At 60.1% G+C, this 26,030-nt stretch carries 20 protein-coding genes; all 20 read right to left on the reverse strand.

Annotated elements, in window-relative coordinates; genetic code table 11:
• Window positions 1–120 precede the first annotated feature (120 nt).
• Window positions 121–1,032 (reverse strand): UDP-N-acetylmuramate dehydrogenase, encoded by a 912-nt coding sequence (gene murB, locus FGQ61_RS02600; protein ID WP_006234257.1) that lies wholly within the window; start codon window positions 1,030–1,032, stop codon window positions 121–123.
• Between the two features lie 5 nt (window positions 1,033–1,037).
• Entirely contained in the window at window positions 1,038–2,456 is a 1,419-nt protein-coding gene (gene murC / locus FGQ61_RS02605) for a UDP-N-acetylmuramate--L-alanine ligase (protein ID WP_055286074.1), read from the reverse strand.
• 97 nt (window positions 2,457–2,553) lie between these two features.
• On the reverse strand, window positions 2,554–3,669 hold the full coding sequence (murG, locus tag FGQ61_RS02610) for an undecaprenyldiphospho-muramoylpentapeptide beta-N-acetylglucosaminyltransferase (RefSeq protein WP_138374478.1): 1,116 nt from the start codon (window positions 3,667–3,669) through the stop codon (window positions 2,554–2,556).
• Window positions 3,659–5,152, reverse strand: coding sequence for a putative lipid II flippase FtsW (gene ftsW / locus FGQ61_RS02615; protein ID WP_138374479.1), 1,494 nt, complete (start codon window positions 5,150–5,152; stop codon window positions 3,659–3,661). Before ftsW ends, murG begins: the two co-directional genes overlap by 11 nt.
• A 35-nt stretch (window positions 5,153–5,187) precedes the next feature.
• Complete coding sequence (murD, locus tag FGQ61_RS02620; protein ID WP_138374480.1) at window positions 5,188–6,594, reverse strand: UDP-N-acetylmuramoyl-L-alanine--D-glutamate ligase; 1,407 nt, start codon at window positions 6,592–6,594, stop codon at window positions 5,188–5,190.
• Between the two features lie 9 nt (window positions 6,595–6,603).
• A complete protein-coding gene (gene mraY / locus FGQ61_RS02625) occupies window positions 6,604–7,623 on the reverse strand; it encodes a phospho-N-acetylmuramoyl-pentapeptide-transferase (RefSeq protein WP_006234262.1) in 1,020 nt (339 codons plus the stop codon).
• A gap of 3 nt (window positions 7,624–7,626) precedes the next feature.
• Window positions 7,627–9,051 carry a UDP-N-acetylmuramoyl-tripeptide--D-alanyl-D-alanine ligase gene (locus FGQ61_RS02630; RefSeq protein WP_138374481.1) on the reverse strand — a complete coding sequence of 475 codons (1,425 nt, stop codon included), beginning with the start codon at window positions 9,049–9,051 and terminating at the stop codon, window positions 7,627–7,629.
• Window positions 9,052–9,177: 126 nt separating this feature from the next.
• Window positions 9,178–10,878 carry a peptidoglycan D,D-transpeptidase FtsI family protein gene (locus FGQ61_RS02635; protein WP_306421710.1) on the reverse strand — a complete coding sequence of 567 codons (1,701 nt, stop codon included), beginning with the start codon at window positions 10,876–10,878 and terminating at the stop codon, window positions 9,178–9,180.
• A gap of 182 nt (window positions 10,879–11,060) precedes the next feature.
• Window positions 11,061–11,531: a hypothetical protein gene (locus FGQ61_RS02640; RefSeq protein WP_118377358.1), complete on the reverse strand. Its 471-nt coding sequence runs from the start codon at window positions 11,529–11,531 to the stop codon at window positions 11,061–11,063.
• A gap of 90 nt (window positions 11,532–11,621) precedes the next feature.
• Entirely contained in the window at window positions 11,622–12,587 is a 966-nt protein-coding gene (rsmH, locus tag FGQ61_RS02645) for a 16S rRNA (cytosine(1402)-N(4))-methyltransferase RsmH (protein ID WP_138374482.1), read from the reverse strand.
• A 20-nt stretch (window positions 12,588–12,607) separates the two neighbouring features.
• Entirely contained in the window at window positions 12,608–13,042 is a 435-nt protein-coding gene (locus tag FGQ61_RS02650; protein WP_138374483.1) for a division/cell wall cluster transcriptional repressor MraZ, read from the reverse strand.
• Between the two features lie 462 nt (window positions 13,043–13,504).
• Window positions 13,505–14,446 (reverse strand): site-specific tyrosine recombinase XerD, encoded by a 942-nt coding sequence (gene xerD, locus FGQ61_RS02655; RefSeq protein ID WP_171021485.1) that lies wholly within the window; start codon window positions 14,444–14,446, stop codon window positions 13,505–13,507.
• 2 nt (window positions 14,447–14,448) lie between these two features.
• A complete protein-coding gene (locus tag FGQ61_RS02660; RefSeq protein WP_055286060.1) occupies window positions 14,449–16,110 on the reverse strand; it encodes a CTP synthase in 1,662 nt (553 codons plus the stop codon).
• A gap of 178 nt (window positions 16,111–16,288) precedes the next feature.
• Window positions 16,289–16,627, reverse strand: a complete 339-nt coding sequence (locus tag FGQ61_RS02665; RefSeq protein ID WP_138374484.1) for a helix-turn-helix domain-containing protein — start codon at window positions 16,625–16,627, stop codon at window positions 16,289–16,291.
• A gap of 256 nt (window positions 16,628–16,883) precedes the next feature.
• On the reverse strand, window positions 16,884–18,365 hold the full coding sequence (locus FGQ61_RS02670; RefSeq protein ID WP_006234276.1) for a DUF1846 domain-containing protein: 1,482 nt from the start codon (window positions 18,363–18,365) through the stop codon (window positions 16,884–16,886).
• 585 nt (window positions 18,366–18,950) lie between these two features.
• On the reverse strand, window positions 18,951–20,438 hold the full coding sequence (locus FGQ61_RS02675; protein WP_411160852.1) for a YfcC family protein: 1,488 nt from the start codon (window positions 20,436–20,438) through the stop codon (window positions 18,951–18,953).
• Between the two features lie 138 nt (window positions 20,439–20,576).
• Complete coding sequence (gene argF, locus FGQ61_RS02680) at window positions 20,577–21,572, reverse strand: ornithine carbamoyltransferase (RefSeq protein ID WP_099431521.1); 996 nt, start codon at window positions 21,570–21,572, stop codon at window positions 20,577–20,579.
• Window positions 21,573–21,677: 105 nt separating this feature from the next.
• Window positions 21,678–22,919 (reverse strand): arginine deiminase, encoded by a 1,242-nt coding sequence (gene arcA / locus FGQ61_RS02685; protein ID WP_138374486.1) that lies wholly within the window; start codon window positions 22,917–22,919, stop codon window positions 21,678–21,680.
• Between the two features lie 571 nt (window positions 22,920–23,490).
• Window positions 23,491–24,615 (reverse strand): aminotransferase, encoded by a 1,125-nt coding sequence (locus tag FGQ61_RS02690; RefSeq protein ID WP_138374487.1) that lies wholly within the window; start codon window positions 24,613–24,615, stop codon window positions 23,491–23,493.
• Window positions 24,616–24,764: 149 nt separating this feature from the next.
• Window positions 24,765–26,006 carry an arginine deiminase gene (gene arcA / locus FGQ61_RS02695; RefSeq protein WP_099431519.1) on the reverse strand — a complete coding sequence of 414 codons (1,242 nt, stop codon included), beginning with the start codon at window positions 26,004–26,006 and terminating at the stop codon, window positions 24,765–24,767.
• Between the last annotated feature and the right edge of the window lie 24 nt (window positions 26,007–26,030).

Here is a 26,030-nt window from a genome sequence, read left to right on the forward strand (position 1 = left end):
ACCGGACGACTGGCCTGTCGAGCATGCCCGACAGGCTTAGAGTGCGCGACGGTATTGCGTTGAGGTTTGGCAGGCGCGCCGGAACGCCCTCCGGCGCGGCGGAAGGTGGGTTTCGATGCTCTAGAAGCCGAGGAATTTAACTTCCGGTCTGAGCTCGATGCCATACGCCTCCCTCACCTTTCCGTGCACATGTCTGATAACCGCGGCAACGTCATCGGCCGAGGCAGTTCCGTTATTAACGATAAAATTAGCGTGAACGGGCGAAACTTCCGCACCGCCAATCGAAAAACCCTTTAATCCACAATCCTCGATAAGCTTGCCCACACTCGCATCGGGCGGGTTACGAAAGACCGACCCGCAGGATGCGCGACCCATGGGCTGCGTACGCTTGCGCCTCGTCAGGTACCGTTCCATGCGCTCGCGAATGTCGGCCTTGGGCGCCGGTTTAAGCTTGAGCACGCACTCGAGGATGATCTCATTGCGGGGAAGGCTACATTCTCGGTAGCCCCAAGTGATCTCGGACCCCGCATAATGCTTGATACCGGATGCCGGGTCAAACGTTACGACATCCTCAACCAGCGAGCCAATCCACTCGGTCCGTGTGCCTGCATTCATAGATATCGCACCGCCAACCGAACCAGGGATGCCAACGGCAAACTCAAGGCCCGAGAGGCTACGCGACAGGGCATCGTTGACCAGGCGCGCAAACATCACGCCCGCACCGACCGTCAGCGTACAACCGTCATCGGCAACAACCGTGCGCTGAAACTCACGTCCGAGCGAAATGACGGCACCGCGATAACCGCCATCGGCAACCAGCAGATTGGAGCCCTTGCCGATGATGACCCACGGCACCTGCTCGCGATCGAGCACCGCCACGGCGCGGCGAAGGGCATGATAGCTATGGCACGTCACAAAGAGGTCGGCCTTGCCGCCGATACGATAGCTCGTATGACGCGCAAGGCGCTCGTCCTCGATCACATCCGTGTCGATCATGCCCGAGAGCGCCATAACGGCGTTAAACAGACCCATTAGACTTAAGCGTCTTTCTTGGCAGTCAGATACTCAATGAACTCGGGACCGACGGTCGTAACGTCACCGGCACCCATAGTGAGCAGCAGGTCGCCCTCGCCCACCATCTGCTCGAGCTCCTGATTAAGCTCAAGACGGCTGGAGCAATACACGACCTCCTTACCAGGATGCTTGGCGCGCACGGTATCGGCGAGCATCTTAGAGGTGACACCCGGAATGGGCATCTCGCCAGCCGAGAACACATCAATCAGCAGCAGTTTATCGGCATTGGCAAATGCATCGGCAAAGTCGTCGCACAGGGCCTGCAGGCGCGAATAGCGGTGCGGCTGGAACACGACGTCGACGTGCTTGTAGCCCAGCGACGAAGCGGCAGCAAGCGTCGCCTTGATCTCGGTGGGGTGATGGCCGTAATCATCGACCACGGTGATGCCATCGATATCGCCCACGTGGGTAAAGCGACGACGGACGCCCTCAAAGCTCGAGAGCGCCTTGGCGGCGGCGTCGATGTCAAGGCCCAGGACATGGGCGACGGTGAGTACCGCCGTGGCGTTGAGCATGTTGTGGCGACCGGGATTGCTCTTGATCTCCACGGCATGCTCAGTGCCATCCTCAAAGCGAACGATAAAGTCACTCTGGATGCCCTTGACATCCGGGTGCATGCAGACGATGTCGTTGCTCTCGGCAAAGCCGTAGGAAAGCACGTGACGACCCGTCGACTTGGCGAGCTCGACCAGATGCGGGTCCTCACCGCAGACGATGACGGTGCCGTCCTCGCCCACCAGGCTCATGAATTTGGCGAAAGTTGCCTCGATCTCCTCGATACCCGAGTAGTGATCGAGGTGGTCGGCCTCGACGTTGGTCACAATGACTACGTTGGGGTTCAGGAACAGGAAGGAGCTGTCGGACTCGTCGGCCTCGGCGACAAAGTAGTCGCCCGAGCCGTTCTTGCCGTTCGTGTCATAGCCCTCGACGATGCCACCGATCAGGAAGCTCGGATCCAGACCCATGCGGTCGAGCATGGTGGCGCACATCGAAGACGTGGTGGTCTTGCCATGCGTGCCGGCAACAGCGACGGTGGTGTAGCCGTGGCCCAAAGCAGAGAGCATCTTGGCACGGGGCCACACGGGAATACCAAGCTCGCGAGCGCGCACGAGTTCAGGGTTAGACTCCGGAATAGCGGTGGAGACAACAACCACGTCGGGCTTGACCTCGTCGATCGTGGCGGCCTCATGGCCCACATGCACCTTCACACCAGCGCGGGTAAGCTGGCGGATATAACGTGACGTCTTAAGGTCGGAGCCGGTAACGGCATAACCGCGCTCGTGCAGAACGAGGGCGATGCCGCTCATGCCGGCGCCGCCGATACCGATAAAGTGGGCGCTCTTAAACTCGGGCGCGGAGGTTGCAGTCTGGGAATCAGCCATGTGCTCGTGTACTCCTTGCGTAAACACTGCCTGTAACCCGTTAACTGTACCGCACCTACCGCATCAGCGCGAGGGCGACCGACGATATCCCGTCTAACTAACGCAAACCCTCTACCGCATCCGCCAGAAGAGCGGCGGCCCTATCTTGAGCCAGACCACGCGCCGCCTGACGCATGGCGTCGCGCGCCGCCGCGTCATCGACCAGGTGCAGCAGCTCATCGGCAAAGGCAGAACTGTCGATATCGGCATCGGCACAGAGCACACCGGCCCCGGCGTCGACTAGATAACGGGCATTGGTGGTTTGGTGGTCGGCCGTCGCATGCGGATACGGCACGAGCACCGAGGGCACGGCGAGCGCAGCAATCTCGGCCACGCTCGATGCACCCGAACGCGAGAGCACCAAATCGGCAGCAGCCAGCATATCGCCCATGTTGTCGATGTAAGGCTGGACGCGGTAACACTTCGCCTCCTCGGGCGTCAGCGCCAAAGCGCGCTCGGTCTCCTCAAAGCCGTCGGCACCCGTCGAATGCAACACATAGAGGTTCTTGCGCGAAAGCAGCTCGTTTTTGAGCGAAACCACGCGCTCATTGAGGTGCTGGGCGCCAAGTGAACCGCCAAAGACGAGCAGCAGCGTAGCGTCCTCGGGAACGCCAAGTGCCTTGCGGCCGCGAGCGCGATCGCCCTCGATCACCGAGCGACGTACGGGGTTGCCGGTCATGAGCACGTGGCCAGGGTCACCTTCGCGCTCAAAGACCGAACGCGCTGCCGGCACCGAGATGCACACGCGGGCGGCGTGGGAGTTCATCATCTTGTTGGCCAGGCCCGGAACAGAGTTCTGCTCATGCAGCAGATACGGAACGCCCGCGCCCTTGCACCACCCCAGCAGCGGAACCTCGACATAGGCACCAAAACCAATGGCGGCATCGGGCTTGCCGACCTTTGAGAAATGACTGGCGAGCGCACGCTTGGCTTTGTTGACACGCCACAGCGAGGTCAGCGCCGTCCAAGGACGGGAGCGGTCGAAGCCCGTGACCGTAATGGGCACAAAATCAAACCCAGCCTCGGGGACCAGACGACCCTCGAGCTTGCGCGACTGGCCCACGAACACAACGTGGTGGCCACGGTCACGCAGTTCTTCGGCCAAGGCGAGCGCGGGGTTGATGTGTCCTGCCGTGCCGCCGGCTGCAATAGCAACGGTCATTTTATCGGTCATGGTAGTCCCTTCGTACACGCGGTCCCTGGTCGTCGGTACGCAGACGCGCCGACGGGTCCGAGTTCAAATCGATTCGATTATATCCGCCGCCCGCGTTGCGAGGGCTGGGGCGCTGCGGACGACCTTGCGGAGCCATTCGCGGGCGTGGACGAGCTGCCGGCTCGGATGCAGAACCATCCAGGACGGTAAAACCGTTACGCGAAGATCGCTCGCCGCGCACGTGGGGCACGCCGGCGGTACTCTCATCCATAACGGCAAAGCTCTCGCGGCGACGGTCGTACTCATCGCGACGGGCGCTCTCGTACGAAACGCGCAGGATCAACCCGGCAAGCATAAGCGACACAATAATCGACGAACCGCCGTAGCTAATAAACGGCAACGGTTTGCCCGTCATGGGAAACACGTTGAGGATGCCCAGCGCGTTAATCAAAAACTGCACCGCGAGAATGACCGCGGAGCCAGACGCCATGAGCGCGCCCCGACGATCGGTCGCCTGCTCGGCAATGCGAAACGCCGAGTAGATCAGCATCGCAAACACCAAGAAGAACAGCACGGTTCCGACAAAACCGACTTCCTCGCCAATGATGGCCAAGATGTAGTCGTTGTGTGCCTCGGGCAGATACGAGTACTTCATGGTTGAGTTGCCGATGCCACGGCCGAACAGACCGCCCGAGGCAAAGGCCATGATGGCAAGCGTGGCCTGATAGCCGTCACCATACTCGTCGGCCCAAGGGTTCAAGGCAACCTGAATACGCACCATACGGTACGGCTCTGCGACAAGCGCAATCACGATCACGAGAATGCCGAAGATTAGCACGCCGATGATAAATCTGGGGTCGAGACCCGCAAACAACGCCATGCACATGAGGGTCAACAGGATGATCAGAACAGTACCGAAATCGGGCTGGATAAAGATCAGAAAGAGCGAAATTCCTAGGTAGATGCCCATCTTGCGAAGGAATTCGTTGATGTTGCCACCGGGCGAAAAAAAGCGATCAAGCATGATGGCCGAATACGCAATGGCAAATGGCTTTAAAAACTCGGAAGGCTGGAACTGAATACCGGCGATGTTGAGCCAGCGCGTGGCGCCACGGCTGCCGCTGCCCACCAAGAACACCAGAAGCAGTAGCCCTATCATGCCGATAAGGAAGATCCTGAGCATATCCTCCCCAAACCAGCTGTCCGGCAAAACGCGCACGATGGCAATCAGCGCCAGAACACCGACCACGGCAAACGCGGCCTGTCGACCCAGAAAAAACGTCGCCGAGCCATTCTCGTGCAGCGCCTCGACCGAAGACGCCGAGTACACCATCAGCAGGCCAAAGCATACCAAGGTAAACAAGCAGGCCATGAATATCAAACGGGGGCGCATGATACGGGCGGGAACGCCGGCAATATAGCGTTCGCTAAACGACTGCCCGCCGCGGCTGGAACGCGGTGTGATGCGACGTGAGGAAGCACGGTCCGAGTCGGGCCTCCTCATACCTTGTCGGGGGCTCTCCTCTCTCACCGCAACCCCTATTCCATTTGTGATTTCGCTGCAGCGGCAAGCTGGGCCACGTAGTCCTTAAACACGCGGCCGCGATCCTCATAGCCCGAGAACTCATCGAACGAAGAGCAGGCAGGAGAAAGTAAGATCACGTCACCACGGCTCGACAGCGAACGGGCGACGTCCACGGCGTCGCGTAGGTCATCCGCCTGGGCGATATCCACATCGCCATCGACATCGGCCTCGTCCATAGCGGCGGTGAAGCGCTCGCGCGCATCGCCAAAGCAGACGACCGAGCGCACGTTGTCCATAACGACGCGCGAGAAGTCCGTGAGCGGCGTGCCCTTATCGTGGCCGCCGAGCAGCAAGATCACGTCGTCATCGGGAAATGCCGTCAGCGCCTTCTCGACCGCATCGGTGTTGGTCGCCTTGGAATCGTTGACGTAGCGCACGCCGTCAATCTCGCCACACGGCTCCACGCGGTGCTCGAGCGGCTGGAACGAGGCAAGACCGCGGCAGACACCATCGACATCGGCACCGACCGCCAAGGCAGCCGTGGCGGCGCACAGGGCATTGATAACATTGTGATGGCCCGAGATCTTGAGCTCGGATGTAGCGATGAGCGGGGTCTCGACGCCCTTCAGGCGCACGATCATCTTGCCATCGCGCACAAAGGCGGCATCCTCGCCCTCAGGCTCGTCAAAGGCAACCTTGCAGATGCGACGACCCGGCGTGTAGATGTACTCATCGAACTCGTGAATGCCGGCGTCTTCGACGTCGACAACCGCCAGATCGTCATCGACCATATTGTCAAACAGTTTGATCTTGGCAAGCGCATAGTTCTTATGGCTCTTATGCCAGCCCAAGTGGTCGGGAGTGATGTTGAGCAGCACCGCCACGCGGGGGTGGAGCTCGGTTGTCGTAGCAATCTGATAGCTCGAGAGCTCAGCCACAAACCACTCGTTATGGGCTCGGCCGTCAATCTCGTTGACCGGCGGCTCGCCGATGTTGCCGACAGCAACGCTGTCCTCGCCGGCAGCCTTGAGCAGATAATCAGTCAGCGACGTGGTGGTCGTCTTGCCGTTGGTGCCCGTGATGGCAATCCAGTTATCGGGCGACAGACGATAGGCAAACTCGGGCTCACCCATAATCTGGGCGGCATGCTCGCGCCCGGCCTTAAAGAAGCCCGAGAACTCCGAGATGCCCGGGCACGTCACGCATACGTCATAGGCGCCCTCGACCTGTTCGGTCCCATAGACAAACGACACACCAGCAGCCTCGAGCGCACGCGTGGCGTCATTGGGCTCAGAGGTGCCGCCGCCATACACGGTAACGGCGCTTACGCGCTCGGGATGTGCCAGCGCCCAGCGGGCGACATCGAGACCGGATTTGCCCTGACCCAAAACGAGCAGGCTAAAGACATCAGCAAGAGGCATGAAAGACCACTATCCCAACTGGAAGAACAGGGCAAGGCCAACGGCACCAAAGGCCGCAGCGATAATCCAAAAACGGATGACGACCTTGGTCTCGGCCCAGCCCTTCTTTTCGAAATGATGATGGATGGGCGCCATAAGGAAGACGCGCTTGTGCGTAAAGTGGAAGTAGACAACCTGAATCATGACCGACAGGGTCTCAACGATAAACAGGCCGCCGATGATGAGGGAGACGACCTCGGTGTTGGTCATGATGGACGTGCAGGCAAACGCGGCGCCCAGGGCAAGCGAGCCGGTATCGCCCATAAAGATGCTCGCCGGATAGCAGTTGAACCACAGAAAGCCCAAGCAGGCACCGGCACACGCGGTGCAGAAGATGGACAGGTTCACGTCTCCGTGCAAAAACGCCATGGCAGCCATGGCGAGCATGGCAATCATGGAGGTGCCGCCGGCAAGACCGTCAAGGCCATCGGTCAGGTTCACGGCATTAGAAAGACCGGCGATCATCAGCCAGCAAAAGACAATGTAGAGCCACGGGAACGAAAGGCCGCAGATGGTGGTCGAAAGCACGCCAAGGTCAATCGTCAGGCCGCCGGGAAAACGAATCTCGGGGGCGACGCCGCACCAGTTGACGGCAAGTACCGTAAAGGTGACACAGATAATGGTTAGGCCGATCATCTTGGCATGAGGCGTCAGACCGAGCGAGCGCCCATGCGTAACGGAGGTCAGGTCGTCGATCAGGCCCAGCACGCCGGTCGCCAGCGTGGCGAGCAGCACGAGCACGAGCTCGGTGGTGAGCTTGCCCATCAGCAGGCAGGTCAGCGAAATCGCGACGAGAATGACAACGCCACCCATGGTGGGCGTTCCCTGCTTAACCAAATGACGCTTGGGGCCGTCGGCACGAACCTGCTGGCCGATACCCTCGACCTTGAGCAGCTTGATCCACCACGGCATGAGCAGCAGCGCAATGGCAGCGGCGATGCCAAGCCCCAAAAAAGCCTGATACGTTGGATACGAGGGATTGCCGAACATGGGCTAGCACACACCTTCCACAAAGCGGTCGAGCTCAACAAAGCGGGAACCCTTGACCAGTACAACATCATGTTTTTCAAGCGCGCCGCCCATGCGGTCGAGCACCTGCTGATAATCGGAGAACACCTGGATGCGGTCCTCGTCCATGCCCATCATGCGCGCGGCATCGGCCATAAGCTGGGCCAGCTCACCACCCACGCACGCCAGCATGTCGAGCTTCTTGGCGGCGGCATAGGCGCCCACGAGCTCATGCATGCGAGGAGCCTCATCGCCCATCTCGCCCATCTCGCCCAGGATCGCCATGCGAGACCCCGTGCACGAAAGCGAGCACAGTAGATCGAGGCCAGCAGCCATGGATTCGGCACTGGCGTTATAGGAATCGTCGATGACGCGGGCTCCGCTCTTGGCGCGCTTGATCTCCTGGCGGTGGCCGGTGATCGTAAGACCCCTAAAGGCAGCATCGATCTGCTCGGGCATCACGCCCAGGCGATAGGAAACCGCGGCGGCCTTAACGGCATTAGGAACGGACTGCACGCCGGGGATGGCAAGCATGGTATCGGTCGTCTCACCCTGGCCAAAATCGAGCGTAAAGACCGGACGGCCCTCGTCATCAACACGAATGTCGCGGGCACGGACCTCATCATCGTCCGAGACGCCGGCCAGCATCACATCGATACCAGCAGGCTGGGCGAACGTATCGCGAATGAACGGCGTAAAGTCGTCCTCACCGCCCAAAACCAGCAGCGGCAAGAAGTCGCCGGCGGCGCACATACCCTGGACAATCTCGGCCTTAGCGCGGGCGATGTTCTCGCGGCTGCCCAAAATGCCGATGTGAGAGGTACCAATCTTGCTCACGATGGCAAGGTTGGGATTGGCGGACTGGGACAGGCGCTCAATCTCGTGGAAATGGTTCATGCCCATCTCGAGCACCAGGACCTCGGTATCGGCCGGAGCGGAAAGCACCGTGAGCGGCATGCCGATCAGGTTATTGAAATTGCCCTTGGTGGCCCAGACACGATAGCGCTTGGCGAGCACGGCGGCGAGCACGTCCTTGGTCGTCGTCTTGCCGATGGAACCGGTAATACCAACGACCAGGCAGCCAAGCTCCAGGCGATACGTGTGCGCCAAACGCAGCAGAAACTCCTCGGGATCATCGGTCAGCAGGATGGCGCACCCCTTGTCCTGCGCCAGCGAGACCAGCTCGGCCTCGGGCTCACGCGTCATCACGACGGCGCCGGCACCCGACTGGACGGCACGGGAAGCAAAATCATTGCCGTCGACGTTTTCACCGGGAAAGGCGACGAAAATCGTCCCTTCCTCGACCTGGCGCGAGTCGATAACGCACCCGCGGCATACCCGATCGGCTTCTCCCGTCACGGTTCGGGCCCCTGTTGCGGCCGCGAGGTTGTTGACGGCGATCTCTATCATTGCAGCTCCCCTGTAAACCTAATAATGCTATCGGCGTATTGTATCCCAGCGCCGCACATGCGTGGTGCAGGGCATGTGAACACCCTCATATGGGACAACAAACAACGCCCCAAAGATTGTAACCCCCTACTTCGTGTGCGGGATACCCAGCACGTCGAGCGCGTTGGCCATAATGGACTGGAACGGCACCGCAGCGGCATCTGAACCGCTCGGCGTTCCGTCGAGCGTGATATAGCACAGCACTTTGGGCGATTGTGCCGGTGCAAAGCCCATAAAGGACGACATGTAGTTCTCCTTGAGGTAGCCGCCGTTCTCGTCGGCACGTTCGGCCGTACCGGTCTTACCCGCCACGTCATAGCCGTCAACCGCGCCGCCAACGCCCGTACCCTCGGACACGACCGTCTGCATGCACGATGTCACCTGGGATGCGGCGTCCTCCGAAATCGCGCGCTCGCCTTCGCCCCAGTCCTTCTCGTCGCCCTTGCTGGACTTATAGAAGTGCGGTGTCATCATCACGCCGCCGTTGGCGATGCCGCCCACGGCACGTGCGATCTCAATTGGCGAGACGGACAGTGCCTGTCCAAAGCTCATCGAGCCCAGCGTGGCGCCGTCATACTGGTCACGCTCCTTGACGATACCCAGGCTCTCGCCCGGAAAATCGACACCCGAGCTGTGACCGATGCCCCACTTGTCCACATAGGCGGCAAAGTCGTCGGCACCGATCTTGCGCCCCACTAGGACAAAGCCCACATTGGACGAACGGCGCATCATCTCGCGCACATCCATGGTCATGGCATAGTCGCGCTTGTCGGCATCGGTGACGGTATCGTCGCCCACCTTGATGCTCGCCGGCACCTCAAACGACGTACTCGATCGCACGACACCCAAGTCGAAGCCGGCGCCCGCCACGAGCGTCTTAAAGACCGAGCCGGGCTCGTAGGCGTCAGTGACCAGGCGCAGGTTCATATCCTCGGTCTTGGCGTTCTCCAGATCGGTCTGGTCGTAAGTCGGGTACGAGCAGGCTGCCAAGATCTCGCCTGTCGTAGGATCGGTGACCAGCGCCGAGCCGTTCTTGGCCTTTGTCTTCTCGACAGCCTCTGCCAGGGCATCCTCGGCCGCACGCTGGATATTGACGTCGAGCGTCGTCACGATATCAACGCCGTCGACCGCAGCCACCTTTTTATAGGCACCGCCCGCGATATAGCTGCCGTCCCTCGCGCGCTCGCGTACGAGAGAACCGTTCGTGCCGGTCAGAAGCTTGTTGTATTGCTTTTCGAGACCCGTCAAGCCGTCGTTGTCTACATTCACTACACCCAGCACCTGCGATGCCAGATTGCCGTATGGATATACACGCTTCATGGCCTGCTCAAAAAGCACGCCGGGCAGGTTCTTCTTCTCCAGCGCCGCAACATCGTCTTCGTCCACCTGGCGCTTGATATACACCCAGGTTCCATCGGACTCGACGAGCTTGCGGCAGGTCTTTTTATCGATTCCAGTTGCCTTGACCAGCGCCGACACCGTCTTGTCAACATCCTCGACAAGCTGCGGGTTCACGGCGATGTTGCGACATTCGACCGACGACGCCAACACGTTGCCGTTGCGGTCGTAGATGGTGCCGCGTTTGGCATAGAGGGTCTGCGCAAGCAGGCGGCGCGCATCGGCACGCTCGCGCAGTTTATCGGCTTCGACAATTTGATAGTCGGCAAGGCGAAAGACGCCCAAGCCCAAGCCAAGCCCGATGAAGCCCATGACGGCTTTGCGGCGAGGCAGAGGCGCGCCTGTGAGCCATTCGGTCGACGAACTCTTGCGCGACCTGGTGTTATGCACTTGAGGGCCGCCCGAGCCGCGAAGTCGCGACGCCGGGTCGTTGCCACGGGACCGCCCGGCGTTGTAAGATTGCCGACCCGTTCCTTGATAACCAGAACGTCCCCGCGACGAGGGACGTCCAGAACCGCGGCCCCCATCGGAACCGCGGCGATAGTCATTTGTCATACTCAGCTACCGTCTTGCTACTGAGCGGTCGCGGTCGCGTTGGCGCCCGCGGCTGCATCCTGCGAAAAGTCAAGTGTAACGCTCTCGCTGGGCTCCACCATGCCATAAGCGCCCGCAAGGTCGCGAATGCGCGTGTCGGCACCATAGACCGAATGCATGACCTCCAGGTCGGAGCTCTCATCGGTCGCCTTTTCGAGCGTGCTGGTAAGCTCGGCGTTGCTGTTGAGCACCTGGGCCGTAACGCCGGCGAGCGCCACGCGGGCGACGCCGATCGTCATGAAGATAGCCGCAATGATGCAAAACGTTTTAAGAACGCTCATGAAAACCGGGCTTACCGCCTGGTTTGCCTGACGGCCCGCGCCCGTGTAGACATCAAAGCGCGGCGTGCGCTGCTCACGGGGAGCAACGGGGGCCTGCGGCGTCTCACGATAGGCGGGCATGGCGTTCATATCATAGGCGAGTGCTGCGCTTGAAGTGTTGTAGCCCATGATATGCCGCCTCCCATCCCGAGTACGTTGGTAGTGTGTTTAAGCTTCGTTTATGGTGCGAGCGGGAGGTCCAATATCGCGCGGTCGCGCCTACAGACGCTGCGCCACGCGGATTTTGGCTGATCTCGCCCGAGGGTTGCGCTCAACCTCATCAGGCTGGGCAACCAGGGGTTTGCGGGTGATGACCTTGAGTATCGGCACGTTGCCGCACACGCACACCGGAATCTCCGGCGGACACGTGCACCCCTGGCTCATCTCCTTAAAGTGGTTCTTTACGATACGGTCCTCGAGCGAGTGATACGAGATGACGCAGATACGTCCGCCCGGGTTGAGCCACCTGGTGGCGGCATCAAGCCCTCGTTCGAGCACATCGAGCTCGTGATTGACCTCGATGCGAATGGCCTGGAAACTTTTCTTGGCCGGGTGTCCGCCATGCCGACGAGCGGCAGCCGGGATACCCGCCTTGATGATCTCGACAAATTGGCCGGTGGTTTCGATCGGTTCTTGCTCGCGGCAGCGCACGATCTCGCGCGCAATCTGCGAGGCGAACTTCTCTTCGCCGTAGACGCGTAGAATCCGGGCGAGGTCGTGTTCGTTATAGGTGTTGATGACCTCAGCTGCATTTAAGGTGTTATTACCCGGATCCATCCGCATGTCCAATGGGGCGTCCTCGTTATACGAAAAGCCCCTGCCAGGGATATCGAGTTGCGGCGACGAAACGCCCAAATCGAACAGGAAGCCATCGACCCCGGGCACCTCGGCCGAGCAAAGCAGCTCGTCCAAGTCGCCGAAGTTGCCCTTCAGGAGCTGGTGCGGAACGCCGGGAACCTCGCGGTCCAGACGGGCGCCAGCGGCCTCGAGGGCCATGTCGTCCTGATCGACGCCGAGCAAAAGGCCCATCTCCCCCACCTGCGCGGCCATCTTTACCGAATGGCCGGCACCGCCAAGGGTGCAATCGCAGACAACGGAGCCGCTCTTTAGCCGCAGCGACTCAAGCACTTCGCCGAGCATGACAGGTTCATGCCGATATTCTTGTGTCAAGATCCCACGCTCCATCCGTTACCCGTGCCTTGCCCTTACGAGAAGAAGAGGTCCAGCAGGGCCTCATCGTCATCGTCCTCATCGGCCGCGGCGCGATCCCAAACCTCAAGGTGGTCGTAGTTGCCCACAACCGTGACCTCGCGGTCGAGTTTCGCCTGCTTGCGGAGAGACTCGGAAAGACCGATACGACCGGCGCTGTCCACGTCCATCGACGTGGTGCGCTTGTTGATCGCCCTCATGAGCTTCTGGTCATTAATGTCACGCGGGTTAAAACCCTCGTGGCCCTCACGACCCGCGAAGAGTCCTTCGACCCACTTATCGAAGGCCTCGGCAGAGAACACGTACAGAGCATCGACATCCAGGGCTTTGAACACGCGAACCTGCTCTCCAAGCTCCTCGCGAAGGGGTGCAGGCAGGGACAGACGACCTTTTGCATCGAGATTGCGCTCGTATGCACCAGTCATTCCCATGTGCGCCCTCCCCTCGGTTACTCAGATGGCACGTACGCGGAGAACCACCCCGCCTGTCGACGTCATTAATAATATGGGGAACCGCCCCATTTTTCAACACCTTTCCCCACTCCTTCCCCCACCTCGCCCCACCGCTCCACCCACCATATATTGCAAAACACCCCCAAGCATATGTTCGAAAACACAATATGTTGTGTTTACAGCAACGGCGGGATGCCACCTGTGGCACCCCGCCGTTCAACCTCAACCTTCAAGTTGACCTTGAAGCGATTTTTGCGTCCCTTTACATGCCATTCACATCGCCCCCAAACTCCCCCACCCAAGGCACGTGCGGCCCACCACCGCGACGCCAAGTGGCGAAAAATGGGACGGGCACCAGATTGCCCATGCGCGCGCAAAAGCACGCCACGGCAATCTGGAGCCCGTCCCCAAATACCTATAAATATGCAGGTCAGCGATGTGTTAACGATGTGCCAGCGGGTGCGCCGCCAGATAGACCTCGGTCAGTTGCGTACGATCGACATGCGTGTAGACCTGCGTGGTCGATATATCGGCATGTCCCAAGATCTCCTGTAGCACACGGAGGTCTGCGCCGCCCGCAAGCATATGGGTGGCAAAGGAGTGACGCAGCGTATGGGGATGGAGCCCCACCAGTCCCACCTGGCGCCCGTAGCGCTCACAGATGGCATGGATGCCCTGGCGCGACAGACGGCGGCCGTTCTTATTTAAAAAGACCGCCGAGGTCTCGGTTCCGCGGGCATGGGCCGCCAAGCGAGAACGCCCCTCAGTTACATAAAGCGCCAGAGCTCGCGCCGCGCTTCCCACCAGCGGGGACAGACGTTCCTTCGAGCCCTTACCGCGAACGAGCACAAAGCCATCGTCGATATGGATATCGCCCACATCGAGTCCCACCAACTCGCTCACACGCAAACCGCATCCATAGAGCACTTCCAAGATGGCATGGTCGCGCAAGCCCATCTCGCCCTCGGGGAAGTCTTGATCGAGCAGCGCCGAGACATCCTCCACCGATAGATACTCCGGCAAACGCTCAGCCTTTTTAGGCAGGCGCAACGCCGCCGTTGGATTTTGGGCCACAGCCCCATCGCGCACCAAAAAGGCATGTAGGCCCTTCACGGCCGCAAGCGCACGCTCCACCGAGGCATCGGAATAGCCCCCATCGCGACGGTCGGCGACAAAGCCCTCCACGACCTGACGGGTCACCTCTTCAAAAGACACAATACCCGCCCGCTCCAGATAGGCGCAGTACGTCGTCAGGTCACGACGATAGGCCGCAATCGTGTTGCGCGCCAAACCCCGCTCGACCGCGAGGTAATCGAGATACTCCCCCGCCGCCACGGCGAGCGACGAGGGAGTAGCTTCGGTATGTTCCTTATTCGCCGGCACCCTTAGTCCGTAGCGAGGTTCATGGGCGTCACCTGCAGACGGTCGACACCCTCGTGCTGGCCGATCGAAGCGCGCACGAACTCGCGGAACAGCGGCTGCGGGTTGGTCGGGCGGCTCTTGAACTCGGGATGAGCCTGGGTTGCCACATACCACGGATGCACGTCGCGCGGCAGCTCGACCATCTCGACCAGGCGCTCGTCGGGCGACAGACCCGAGATAACCAAACCGGCGTCCTCGAGCTGGTCACGGAAGGCGTTGTTGAACTCAAAGCGGTGACGGTGACGCTCGTAGACGAGCTCCTCGCCATATGCCTCGCGAGCAAGGGTATCGGCGGCGAGCTTGCACGGATAGGCGCCCAGGCGCATGGTGCCGCCCTTCTCGGTCACGTCCTCCTGCGAGCTCATCAGATCGATGACGCTAAACGGGCCGTCCGGATCGAACTCGGAGGAGCTGGCGCCGGCAAGGCCGACGACATTGCGCGCAAATTCGCACACGGCCACCTGCATACCCAGGCAAATGCCCAGATACGGAATCTTGTGCTCACGGGCAAACTCGGCCGCGAGGATCTTGCCCTCCAGGGCGCGCTTGCCAAAGCCGCCGGGGACCAGGATGCCCGAGGCGTCGCCCAGAACCTCGGAGACATTCTGCTCGTCGAGGCTCTCGCCGTCGACCAGCTGGACGTCCACATGGCGATCGTAGAAGACGCCCGCATGGTGCAGGGCCTCGATAACCGACAGGTACGCATCGGGCAGCTGCGTGTACTTGCCCACGACGGCGATCTTCACCTTGTCGGCGTGATGGTTGGCGTGATTCTGTTTGCGCAGGAACTCGTTCCACTCGCTCATGTCGCGCTCACGCGGGTCCAGACCCAGGCGCTCGCAAATGCGCAGGTCAAAGTCCTGCTCGGCAAGCAGCTGCGGAACATCGTAAATGCTCGCGCAGTCCTCGTTGGTAAAGACGCAATCGGTGTCGACGTCGCAGAAGCTTGCGATCTTTCCGCGGATAGCGTCATCGATATGGTGGTCGGAGCGCAGCACGATAATATCGGGCTGGATGCCAAAGCTGCGGAGCTCCTTGACGGAATGCTGTGTGGGCTTGGTCTTGACCTCGTGGGCGGCGGCGATATAGGGAACGAGCGACACGTGGATGTAGCAGACGTTCTCGGGGCCGGCCTCCTTGCGGTACTGACGGATGGCCTCGACAAACGGCTGGGACTCGATGTCGCCAATCGTGCCGCCCAGCTCGGTGATGACTACATCGGAGCCGGTCTGCTCCTCGATGCGGCGGAACTTGTCCTTGATGGCATTGGTGACGTGGGGAATCACCTGCACGGTACCGCCCAAAAAGTCGCCGCGACGCTCGCGGGCGATTAGGCTTTTGTAGATGGCACCGGTCGTAAAGTTGGAATCGCGGGTCAGGTTCTCATCAATAAAGCGCTCGTAATGACCCAGGTCCAGGTCGGACTCGTAACCATCCTCGGTAACGAAGACCTCACCATGCTGGAACGGGCTCATGGTACCGGGGTCGACGTTCAGATACGGGTCGGCCTTCTGCATCGTTACTTTGTAGCCACGCGACTTGAGCAGACGGCCCAGCGAGGCCGCGGTGATACCCTTGCCCAGGGACGAAACCACGCCACCGGTTACGAACACATGCTTGGTCATATTGAGTTACCTGCGCTTCCCGTAGAAGTTGTTTATCCACATCTTACGGGTCTTCATTGTAATACTCGCGCCGCGGACCGTTCGCAATTTTTCTCGCGTGCGATTGCATTTCTCAATCTTGAAACAAAACGCCGCCCGGTTTCCCAGGCGGCGTCGCTATGGCAAGGGTTACATGCTGCTATCGATCAGCAACCTCGTCCTCAAGCATTTCTTGAACGAGCATGCCGGTACGGACGCCGTCAAGATACCACTCGCCACGTTCGGTGAGGCAAATGCCATTTGCAAGCTGACCGCCGTCGTCGCTATAACGCGAGACGACATCAATCATGCCTTCGGAATCCAAGCGATCGATTGCGGCGCGGGCACGATACGGCGAAACCCCCACGCGCTCGGCAAGCGTTTTGCGCGAGAAACCATACGGCCCGCCATTGTCTTCGGTTTGCTGGTCGATTTCCATCAACACCAGCACCTCAACACGCTTCATATCGTTGACACTCGCACGACCCTTGCCCGCCATAGCAGCCTCCTCAAACCGAGCACGAGCATCTAACGCGCCGTGCGCGACCGACACACCTCACGATGGCAGGTAATATCCATCATGCGGCATCCCGCTAAGGATGAAACAGTTACGGTTATTGTATACCGCTCAAATTGTTTCTAGGCAGGTAAACAGCTATTTTTCGCCGAAATAGGCGCTTTATTGATCAAAAAGCCGTACCGGGCGCTAACTCGATACGGCCAAAATGCAATGCAATTACCGCGGTGCTTCAAACTTAGCGATGGAAGAAACCGCGGCGCTCAAACTTGGGCTCGCAGCACACGTTGATACCCAGTTTGCGCAGTACCGTCTCGTCCGTCGGCGAGATAATCACGCTAAAGAAGGCATCGCAACCGCGCAGCTGCTCCAGGCCCGAAAGGACGCGAGCGGCCGTCTCACTCGTGGCCGAGGTGATCGACAGCGCCATAAGCGTCTCGTCGGTGTGGAGACGCGGGTTTTTGCTGCCCAGGAAATGCGTCTTGAGCTTGCTGATGGGCTCGATCGCTTCATCGCTAATGACCTCGAGCTCAAGGTCGACGCCCGAGACATGCTTAAGTGCATTCATGATGAGCGAGCTCGCAGCGCCCAGGCGCGTGGAAGTCTTGCCGGTCACCACGGAGCCATCGGGCATAACCATGGCACCCACGGGACCACCCGTCAGTTGCTCCCTGGTGAGGGCCGCCGAGCGCGCCGGTGAGTAGTTCTTATCGATGCCGGCTTTCTTCATAATGATCTTGAGACGGTCGACTTGCTCATCGCCCACGCCGGTACGGCGCACATTTTCGACCGCGGTAAAGTAGCGGCGGACGATCTCCATCTTGGAAGCGTCGCGGCAGGCATCGTCATCGGTGATGGCAAAGCCGACCATATTGACGCCCATGTCCGTAGGACTCTGGTAGGGGCTCTTGCCCAGGATCTTTTCCATCAGAGCACGGACCACCGGGAAGGCCTCGACGTCGCGGTTGTAGTTGACCGTGGTCTTGTTATAGGCCTCAAGGTGGAAGGAGTCGATGATATTGGCATCGTCGAGGTCCGCCGTGGCCGCCTCGTAGGCGATGTTGACCGGATGCGTGAGGGGAAGGTTCCAGACCGGGAAGGTCTCGAACTTGGCATAGCCGGCGGCCGTGCCATGCTTGTGCTCGTGATAGAGCTGAGACAGGCAGGTGGCAAGCTTGCCCGAGCCAGGACCGGGGGCAGTGACCACGACGAGCGGTCGGGTGGTCTCGACAAACTCATTCTTGCCGTAGCCATCGTCGGACACGATCAGATCGACATCGTGCGGATACCCCTCGATGGGATAGTGCAACTTGGCGGGAATGCCGAGCGCGTTCAGGCGGTTGCGGAACACATCGGCAGCAGGCTGGCCAGCATACTGGGTGATGACCACAGCCGCGACGGCAAAGCCGTTGCCGCGGAACAGGTCAACCAGGCGCAGCACATCCTCGTCATAGGTAATGCCAAGGTCACCACGAGCCTTGTTTTTCTCGATGTGGTTCGCGTTGATCGCGATAATAACCTCGACATCGTCGGCAATGCTCTTGAGCATGCGGAACTTGCTGTCCGGCTCAAAACCCGGCAGCACGCGGCTCGCATGATAGTCATCGAACAGCTTACCGCCAAACTCCAAATAGAGCTTGCCGCCAAACTGCGAGATGCGCTCCTTAATATGAGCGGCCTGCAGCTCGATATATTTCGCGTTGTCGAAACCCTGGCGCATGTATGGCTCCCGTCCCGTTTCCATTTAATGTCCTAGGCGATTATAGCGGAGCAGACCCTCCCCCACGCACTTCCCCTGCACCAACAAAGGGAATGTCGCAGGTTGAGCATAAGTCAGCGAATGGGCACCAGTGCGGGCAAGCTGTCCCCCTGCACCAACAATGGCAGCGCCGCAGGTGGAACAAAAGTCAGCGAAAGCCCGCCAGAACGAGCAAGGTGACGTGAAAGAGGAGGACATGGCGCAAAGCAATCTGACACCTTTGCACCAACAAGGGAAAAGTCGCAGGTTGAGCATAAGTCAGCGAGCGCCGCCCAGGACGTACAAGTTGGCATGAAAAAGGCAAGGCATAGACCTTTTGGTCATGCCTTGCCTTTTGAATGACAAATTGTCGTCCTGGGCGGCGCGCAGCGTTGACTGGTTGCGCGGTTCGTAGAACCGCGCAACATAAGTGCGCCCCCTCCCGCGCACGGAACGGGAGGGGGCTAAAGGTAGGAGTCTACCGGTGGGTTTACCCCACCGGACAGACGATGACCAGGTGATCCTCTACAGGATCGTCAAGGTTTCCGTGGGGTACCCGTTGGGTACTTAGAGCAGCACGCAGGCGACGGTCAGGATGACGGCACAGACGACGGAGAGAGCGACGATGAGCTTAAGGGCAAACTTGAGCCAGGTCGTCCACTCGATCTTGGCCAGGGCGAGACCGCCCATGATGGCGCCGGAGGTCGGAGTGAACAGGTTCACGACACCGATGGCGGCGGAGAAGATCATGACCATGACCTCGGGCGAGAAGCCGAGCTTAACAGCCAGCGGTCCCATGATGGGCATGGAGACGGTGGCCATACCAGAGGTCGAAGGGATCAGGAAGGACAGGCCGAAGTAGACCAGGAAGCTCATGGGAGCGAAGATCACGCCGGACAGGCCAGCCAGGGCATTGGCGGCAGCGTCGAGGACGAAGACATCGAGGCCGGTGTTAGCCATGAGGACGGAGATACCACGGGCGAGGGCGATGACGAGAACAACGGACATCATGTCGGCAGCGCCGGTGATGAAGGTGTTGACGATCTGCTTCTCGGACAGGCCACCGATGATACCGATCAGGACGGCCATGAGGAAGAACCAGGTGGAAGCCTCGTCGAAGTACCACTGGCCAATGGGCAGGCCGGTGATCAGGGCAGACCAGCCCTGGACGACGGCGTTACCGTCGGCGTCGTAGACAGCGCCGGCGTCGAAGAAGTTGGCGACGCCCTCGTTGAGGTCGGCCAGCGGAATGAAGCCGACGATCATGACGACGAAGGTGAAGGCGAAGGCGATCAGAACACCCTTCTGACGACCGGTGAGCTTGACCTCCTTGTGGACCTCGGAAGCAGCCTTGCCGTGAGCCTCTTCGGCGTCCTTAAGCTCCTGCATCGACAGGATGGTGGAACCCTTGTCAGCCTTGACCTTCTTGGCATAGTTCATCACGAAGAAGATGGACATAGCGGTAGTGACAATCCACAGGACGGCACCAAGGCCGATGATGATGGACTGGTTGACCTCAATGCCAACGCCGGTCAGAGCGTCGACGGCAGCGCCGACGGCGAACGGGTTAACCGTGGAGCCCAGGCAGCCGCAGCCAGCGCCGAGCAGGACGGTAGCGGCACCGACCATGGGGTCGAAGCCAGCGGCCATCATGGTAGCGGCGAGCAGGGCGTAGAAGGGAACGGTCTCCTCGCACATGCCATAGGTGGTACCACCGAGGGAGAAGATGAGCATCAGCACGGGAATGAGCATAATCTCGTTGCCCTTAAGCTTCTGCACCAGAACGGCGATGCCGTTGTCCAGGGCGCCGGTCTCGGTCATCATGCCGAGGAAGCCGCCCAGGATCATAACGAAGAGGCAGACGGGCAGAGCGTCAGCGAAGCCCAGGATCGGGGCGGTGCAGAAATCGCTCAGACGGGCGGCAGTAACCGCGCCACCGGACGTGCCGGAGACGATAACGGTAATCACTGCAACAATTGCCAGCAGAGCAAGAAGAATGGTGAACGATGAAGGCATACCGCGCTTTTTCTTAGCGGTCTCAGTCATAGTTCTCATCCCCCCTTCATAAATCATTTACTGATCTCGCCCGAAGCGGCTCTTCCGTGCCGTGCCTGCCGCTTGATGCGAGATTATTACCAGATAAAACCGCTCGGGGTGTCCAGCAATACACCCCGAGCGAGATGCTAGATGCTCTTACTTGAGCGTGGCGTACATGACAGCCTTGATGGTGTGCATGCGGTTCTCGGCCTCGTCGAAGACCTTGGAAGCGGGGCTCTCGAAGACCTCGTCGGTGACCTCCTGCTCGGTGATGCCGAACTGCTCGCACTTCTCGGCGCCAATCGTGGTGTTGGTGTCGTGGAAGCTGGGCAGGCAGTGCAGGAAGATGGCACCCGGGTTGGCCATAGCCATGACCTCGGAGGTAACGCGATACGGGGTGAGCTGAGCGATGCGCTCGGCCCAGACCTCGTCGGGCTCGCCCATGGAGACCCACACATCGGTGTAGATAACGTCGGCACCGGTGACGCCGTCCTTGACGTCAGTGGTCAGCTTGATGGTGCAGCCGTTAGCCTCGGCGATGGGCTTGCAGGCCTCGATGACGTCGTCAGCGGGCATGCACTCCTCGGGGCCGCAAGCCACGAAGTTCATGCCGAGCTTGGAGCAGACGACCATGAGGGAGCGAGCAACGTTGTTTTTGCAGTCGCCCATGAAGACGAGAGTCTTGCCCTTGATGTCGTAGTTGAAGTTCTCCTGAACGGTCAGGATGTCGGCGAGCATCTGGGTGGGGTGCCACTCGGTGGTCAGGCCGTTCCACACGGGCACGCCGGACTTGGCAGCGAGCTCCTCGACGTCGTCCTGGGCAAAGCCACGGAATTCGATGCCGTCATACATGCGGCCGAGAACGCGGGCGGTGTCCTCGATGGACTCCTTCTTGCCCATCTGCGACGAACCGGGATCGAGGTAGGTGACGCCCATGCCCAGATCCATGCCGCCGACCTCGAAGGCGCAGCGGGTACGAGTGGAGGTCTTCTGGAAGAGCAGAACGATGTTCTTGCCCTCGAGATAGCGGTGCGGAACGCCAGCGCGCTTCATGTCCTTGAAGTTCTTGGAAAGCTTGAGCAAGTACTCGATCTCCTCGGTGGAGAGGTCGAGGAGCTTGAGGAAGCTACGGCCGGAGAGGTTAACACCCATGGTTCGTTTCCTTTCGAAAAAATGAATTACGTAAGTATTAGTGTTGCCCGTTTGACGGGCGAAACCGGTGCGGTTGTAGGGGGACCGCACCGGAAACGGAAAGACTTAGAGGTCCTCGCGCCAGAAGGGCATGCTCATGCAGCGCGGGCCGCCGCGGCCGCGGGAGAGCTCGGCGGAGGGCACGACGAGAAGGTCCAGGCCCTCCTTGTACAGCACGTCGTTGGTGACGGTGTTGCGGGCGTAGACGCAGATCTTGCCGGGCTCGACGCACAGGGTGTTGGAGCCGTCGTTCCACTGCTCGCGGGAGGCCGCGATCGGGTCGCCGCCGCCGCAGGGGATCAGCTTGACCTGGTCGACGCCGGTGGCGTCCTCCAGGACGTGCTCGAGGGTGTCCTCGATCAGGCGGATGTTCACGTCGCCCGGGTTCTTGCCAGCGGTCAGCTCGTAGACGCGCAGGGTGCCCATGATGGCGGGGTGGATCGTGAACTTATCGACGTCGATCTGGGTGAAGACCGTGTCGAGGTGCATGAAGGCGCGCGAGACCGGGATGTCGAAGGCCAGGATGTGCTCGACCTTGGAGTCGGAGTTCCAGAAGATGTTCTGGGCCATGACGTCGATAGCGGCGGCCTGGGTGCGCTGGGAGATGCCGACGGCGAGGGTCTTCTCGTTGATGTTCAGCACGTCGCCGCCCTCGGTGTGGAACTGGCAGTCGCGGCGGAAGTACAGGGAGACGTCCTTGTAGTCGGGGTGGTACTTGAAGACGTACTTGCCGTACAGGGTCTCGCGGTTGCGGGTGACCGAGTACATGCGGTTGAGGTTGACGCCCTCGCCGACGACCGCGAACGGGTCGCGGGTGAAGTAGAGGTTGGGCATCGGGTCGATGATCAGGTCGGACTCGGACTCGGAGTTGACCAGGGAGTCGAGGGTCGTGGACGCCGTGAGGGGCATGTCGATCTCGGCCTTGGTCATGCCGGCCATGGTCTTCTTGACGAACTCGAGGTTGTCCTCGATGGAGTCCAGCTTCTCGCGGACGATCTGCGGCATGTGCTGGCCGCGGATGCCGGCCTCGGCGATGTACTGGTCGGTGAACTCGGCGCGGGCGCCGGGGACCTGGTCGAACACCTCGGCGACGAGGTTCTCGAGGTAGAGGACCTCCACGCCCTGGTCCCTCAGGATCTGGGCGAAGGTGTCGTGCTCCTGCTGTGCGACCTCCAGGAACGGGACGTCGTCGAACAGGAGTCGCTCGAGCTCGTCGGGCGGCAGGTTGAGGAGCTCGTCGCCGGGACGGTGCAGGCAGACCTTCCTGAGCTTGCCGATCTCGGAAGGCACGTGCAGACCTTTCGTCATGGCCTCCTACCTTTCTTTCGGGCCCCTGTCAGGGCCGATTCGTTAGCGCCCCTCCGTGTGAGGCGTTATTGCTGACGACATATTTATATCCAAAATCAGTTCATACTTCCACCTCGCCCCCGAACGGTTTTATATGATGGGTGAACGGCATACACATATACTTCACGCATGGCACACTTTGATTTAATAAAGTTTATTTACGTGCTTAAACGCGTTTTCAATCTAAATAACAAATGGAACTTAACTTTATTAAACCACCCTCAAATTGCATATTTCCAATAAAGCTATGAATAGAATTAGCGATTCATACCGCGTCTCAACCATTTTCATTTTTATTCAGAAAAAAGTTTGTCCTATTCATTTCTGGTAACAAATTACCGTTTACCAGACGCTTGATACCGTTCACCGGAAGCTCAGTATAAGGCCCATCGGATACCGGTTCGCCTTACGGCCTCATTTGTAACAACTTGACTTCTCGGTATAGAAAAACAGACCCGCTCCCCTCTTGGGAAACGGGTCAGTTATCGATAATCGTAGACAGATTTGAGCGGCTTTGAGAGCCGTCGGAATCCTAGCGATCGAACACCGCCAGTGCCTCGCCCAGAAGCCTCAGACCCTCGCGCAGAACGTCCTCGCTCGCGCAGTAGCCCAGGCGTGCGCCGCAGGGAAGCTCAAAGCGGCTGCCGGGAACCAACAGCACTCCCCTCTCGGACAGCAGGCGCTTGCAGAACTCCTCATCATCCTCGGGAATGTCAAGCTGGATAAACGAGGTGGACACGCCCTGCGGGGCCGTCCAGGAAACGCGATGCTGCGTATCAATCCAAGCCTGCGCGATATCGCGGTTTCCAAACACGATCTTGCGGTTGCGCTCGAGGATCTTGTCCTTGTGCTTGAGCACATAGGTCGCCAGGGCGTCGTTGAACACGCCGCCGCAAATCATGGTGTAGTCGCGGTACGTGCGAATGCGGTTAGATACCTCTTCGTCTGCCACAACCCAGCCCACGCGGGTCGCAGGCGTCGAATAGGTCTTGGACACCGAGTTGGTGACGATGGCCTTCTCGTACACATCGGCCATCGACAAAAAGTCCTCGGTGTTCTCAAGCGGCAGGTACACCTCGTCGCACAGCACATAGGCGCCAACCGAGCGGGCAATCTCGGCGATCTGGCCGAGCGTATCGGCATCGAGCACCGTACCGATAGGGTTCGATGCGTTATTGATGCAAATGAGCTTGGTGTTGGGGCGAACGAGGCGCTTGAGCTGTTCGATATCGGGTTTCCATCCGAGCTCCTCGCAAAGCTCCCAATACTCAACCTCGGCGCCGAGTGTACGCGGGATCTCATAGAGCGGCGCATAGGTGGGCCACTCGGCAATCACATGGTCGCCGGGCTCGACCACGGCCATGATGGCGTTGAGGTTGGCACCCGTGCAGCCATTGGTCTGCAGAATATGATCGGGATTGACCTCGCGACGATACAGCTTGGCAACCTCGGCCTTAAACTCCGGCGAACCCTCAATCCAGCCGTAGTTCATTTTCTCGCGGTCCAGGCGCTCGTAGAACGTGGCACCATCTTGGTCGTCGAGCGCGCGCAGCTCGCCCATGGTAAGCGAGGAGATTGTCGACTGGGCGATATCCCACGTAGCGCTCTTCTCCCAAACGTTAAGCCATTCCTCAACGCCGATTGTCTTGATGTCCATGGCAAAGCTCCTTACAAAAGCAGTCATCCAACCGTGTTGACGTTCCTCATACAAGATTGGGGCGGTGCGAAAACCCGCACCGCCCCAATGGGAGACATCTAATGGCAGCTAGATGTATGTATTATGACCTGTACGGGTCCTTGAAGACCTTAGAGGTCCTCGCGCCAGAAGGGCATGCTCATGCAGCGCGGGCCGCCGCGGCCGCGGGAGAGCTCGGCGGAGGGCACGACGAGAAGGTCCAGGCCCTCCTTGTACAGCACGTCGTTGGTGACGGTGTTGCGGGCGTAGACGCAGATCTTGCCGGGCTCGACGCACAGGGTGTTGGAGCCGTCGTTCCACTGCTCGCGGGAGGCCGCGATCGGGTCGCCGCCGCCGCAGGGGATCAGCTTGACCTGGTCGACGCCGGTGGCGTCCTCCAGGACGTGCTCGAGGGTGTCCTCGATCAGGCGGATGTTCACGTCGCCCGGGTTCTTGCCAGCGGTCAGCTCGTAGACGCGCAGGGTGCCCATGATGGCGGGGTGGATCGTGAACTTATCGACGTCGATCTGGGTGAAGACCGTGTCGAGGTGCATGAAGGCGCGCGAGACCGGGATGTCGAAGGCCAGGATGCGCTCGACCTTGGAGTCGGAGTTCCAGAAGATGTTCTGGGCCATGACGTCGATAGCGGCGGCCTGGGTGCGCTGGGAGATGCCGACGGCGAGGGTCTTCTCGTTGATGTTCAGCACGTCGCCGCCCTCGGTGTGGAACTGGCAGTCGCGGCGGAAGTACAGGGAGACGTCCTTGTAGTCGGGGTGGTACTTGAAGACGTACTTGCCGTACAGGGTCTCGCGGTTGCGGGTGACCGAGTACATGCGGTTGAGGTTGACGCCCTCGCCGACGACCGCGAACGGGTCGCGGGTGAAGTAGAGGTTGGGCATCGGGTCGATGATCAGGTCGGACTCGGACTCGGAGTTGACCAGGGAGTCGAGGGTCGTGGACGCCGTGAGGGGCATGTCGATCTCGGCCTTGGTCATGCCGGCCATGGTCTTCTTGACGAACTCGAGGTTGTCCTCGATGGAGTCCAGCTTCTCGCGGACGATCTGCGGCATGTGCTGGCCGCGGATGCCGGCCTCGGCGATGTACTGGTCGGTGAACTCGGCGCGGGCGCCGGGGACCTGGTCGAACACCTCGGCGACGAGGTTCTCGAGGTAGAGGACCTCCACGCCCTGGTCCCTCAGGATCTGGGCGAAGGTGTCGTGCTCCTGCTGTGCGACCTCCAGGAACGGGACGTCGTCGAACAGGAGTCGCTCGAGCTCGTCGGGCGGCAGGTTGAGGAGCTCGTCGCCGGGACGGTGCAGGCAGACCTTCCTGAGCTTGCCGATCTCGGAAGGCACGTGCAGACCTTTCGTCATGGCCTCCTACCTTTCTTTCGGGCC

The sequence above is a fragment of the Collinsella aerofaciens genome (assembly GCF_005844325.1).
Classification (GTDB): Bacteria; Actinomycetota; Coriobacteriia; order Coriobacteriales; family Coriobacteriaceae; genus Collinsella; species Collinsella aerofaciens_G.

Coding starts and splice junctions, on each gene's coding strand:
- murB (WP_006234257.1), bottom strand. CDS start 1,032: ATGGGTCTGTTTAACGCCGTTATGGCGCTCTCGGGCATGATCGACACG.
- murC (WP_055286074.1), bottom strand. CDS start 2,456: ATGGCTGATTCCCAGACTGCAACCTCCGCGCCCGAGTTTAAGAGCGCC.
- murG (WP_138374478.1), bottom strand. CDS start 3,669: ATGACCGATAAAATGACCGTTGCTATTGCAGCCGGCGGCACGGCAGGA.
- ftsW (WP_138374479.1), bottom strand. CDS start 5,152: ATGAGGAGGCCCGACTCGGACCGTGCTTCCTCACGTCGCATCACACCG.
- murD (WP_138374480.1), bottom strand. CDS start 6,594: ATGCCTCTTGCTGATGTCTTTAGCCTGCTCGTTTTGGGTCAGGGCAAA.
- mraY (WP_006234262.1), bottom strand. CDS start 7,623: ATGTTCGGCAATCCCTCGTATCCAACGTATCAGGCTTTTTTGGGGCTT.
- FGQ61_RS02630 (WP_138374481.1), bottom strand. CDS start 9,051: ATGATAGAGATCGCCGTCAACAACCTCGCGGCCGCAACAGGGGCCCGA.
- FGQ61_RS02640 (WP_118377358.1), bottom strand. CDS start 11,531: ATGGGCTACAACACTTCAAGCGCAGCACTCGCCTATGATATGAACGCC.
- rsmH (WP_138374482.1), bottom strand. CDS start 12,587: ATGGAGCGTGGGATCTTGACACAAGAATATCGGCATGAACCTGTCATG.
- FGQ61_RS02650 (WP_138374483.1), bottom strand. CDS start 13,042: ATGGGAATGACTGGTGCATACGAGCGCAATCTCGATGCAAAAGGTCGT.
- FGQ61_RS02660 (WP_055286060.1), bottom strand. CDS start 16,110: ATGACCAAGCATGTGTTCGTAACCGGTGGCGTGGTTTCGTCCCTGGGC.
- FGQ61_RS02665 (WP_138374484.1), bottom strand. CDS start 16,627: ATGGCGGGCAAGGGTCGTGCGAGTGTCAACGATATGAAGCGTGTTGAG.
- FGQ61_RS02670 (WP_006234276.1), bottom strand. CDS start 18,365: ATGCGCCAGGGTTTCGACAACGCGAAATATATCGAGCTGCAGGCCGCT.
- FGQ61_RS02675 (WP_411160852.1), bottom strand. CDS start 20,438: ATGAGAACTATGACTGAGACCGCTAAGAAAAAGCGCGGTATGCCTTCA.
- argF (WP_099431521.1), bottom strand. CDS start 21,572: ATGGGTGTTAACCTCTCCGGCCGTAGCTTCCTCAAGCTCCTCGACCTC.
- arcA (WP_138374486.1), bottom strand. CDS start 22,919: ATGACGAAAGGTCTGCACGTGCCTTCCGAGATCGGCAAGCTCAGGAAG.
- FGQ61_RS02690 (WP_138374487.1), bottom strand. CDS start 24,615: ATGGACATCAAGACAATCGGCGTTGAGGAATGGCTTAACGTTTGGGAG.
- arcA (WP_099431519.1), bottom strand. CDS start 26,006: ATGACGAAAGGTCTGCACGTGCCTTCCGAGATCGGCAAGCTCAGGAAG.